Here is a 1,373-nt window from a genome sequence, read left to right on the forward strand (position 1 = left end):
AGATACGGTTTTCCCACACCCGGATGTTGGTATAGCCATAGTCCGGTTCGATGCCGTCGTTAGTGACATCGAATATTTCGTTTCTGAAGAGGTCCGTATTGCTCAGGGGGTAGGAAATGCCGTCTGCCACCCGGGAAATGCGGTTCCAGGCAACCGTGTGGCAGCTCGTGTGCTGCAGGTCGATGCCTTCGCCGCCCCAGCTCGCCGGGCCATCAGGCATGTTGATATCCTTGTCACCGACAATGGTATTGTCGGTTATCAGCCAGTTCGACCCGCCGTGATTCAGGACGATGCTGTAGTAGAAGTCGGTGAAGCGGTTGCCCTTGATCACCACGTCGTCTGGTGCGTTGTAGGTTCTCAGCCCGTATTCATTGTCCACATCGGCATGACCACGTACATGGATGCCTTCAATCCACAGGTGTCCGGCGGCGATGCGTAGCGGATCGTCGAAAACCACACTGGCGTTTTCCATTGCCGGGCCGGACATGCAAGCGCCGTCCGCCGGTGGGCTTTCGTGGTTGCGGCCGCGTGCTGATGCTGAGGGTCTGGCGGGTGTTTCCTCCGTCCGGATCACTGATTTCCAGTACCAGTTCGTAGCGTCGCCCGGGGTCGAGAAAAAAGATGCTGCCTGCAAAGCCGTTGAAATGATCCGTGATGTCCTTTACCGGGCTGTCAGGCGTGTAATCCACACGGAAAAGATCCAGTGCGGGTTGCCATGCTCCGTTTCCAGCAGGCCGGAATGCGAGCGTGCCGCGGGTATTGTGGTTGTCATCTCCGTCGATGCGGATTTCAATGCCGACCGAATGGAGCGTGGCGTAGCCTGACACCTGACCGGTAACGATGCTTTGGGCGGCAGAAGCGGGTTGAACGGCGGGAATCAGTACCAGCGTGAGGAGGAGGGCGAATGCCCTGGAAAGAGAGTGGCGCTTTGCGGCGAAAGAGTGGTGCATGGGGCATTTTCGCACTGCAGCCCGGGAAGGAACCGTGATCAGGGCAGCACAATCTTCGGCTTTTTGGGGTTTCTCCGGAACAGAACTGCCATGTTGCCGATGCGCTGCACCCGTTCCGCACCGGTTTGGCCGACAATATTCCCGATGATTTTGTCGCGCTCGTCCCTGTCGCCGGCGCTGACCTTGATCTTGATGAGTTCGTGGAAATCCAGTGCAATGCCGATTTCTTCCAGAACGGATTCACGCAGGCCATGCTGGCCCACCATGACCACGGGTTTGAGGGAGTGGGCGAGGCCGCGCAGATGGCGGATCTGGGGGTTGGAAAGGGACACTAGGCGCTCCAAGGAGGGTAAACAGTCAGCAAGGCCGTATTTTACCTGTTCCCGAAACAGCACGTGAAAACATTTTCCCTGTGTGTAAAAC

The 1,373-nt window shown here is 57.5% G+C and carries 3 protein-coding genes; all 3 read right to left on the bottom strand.

What is annotated here, in order from left to right; translation table 11 throughout:
• The coding region (locus tag ACOCD2_RS17290; protein WP_419625832.1) for a hypothetical protein at positions 1 to 457 on the bottom strand (457 nt) is incomplete at its 3' end.
• On the bottom strand, positions 408 to 950 hold the full coding sequence (locus tag ACOCD2_RS17295; RefSeq protein WP_419625833.1) for a hypothetical protein: 543 nt from the start codon (positions 948 to 950) through the stop codon (positions 408 to 410). The genes ACOCD2_RS17295 and ACOCD2_RS17290, both read right to left, overlap by 50 nt.
• 38 nt (positions 951 to 988) lie before the next feature.
• Positions 989 to 1,282: a ribosome assembly RNA-binding protein YhbY gene (gene yhbY, locus ACOCD2_RS17300; RefSeq protein WP_419625834.1), complete on the bottom strand. Its 294-nt coding sequence runs from the start codon at positions 1,280 to 1,282 to the stop codon at positions 989 to 991.
• Positions 1,283 to 1,373 lie beyond the last annotated feature (91 nt).

The sequence above is a fragment of the Thiolapillus sp. genome (assembly GCF_048562965.1).
Classification (GTDB): domain Bacteria; phylum Pseudomonadota; class Gammaproteobacteria; order Chromatiales; family Chromatiaceae; genus Thiolapillus; species Thiolapillus brandeum_A.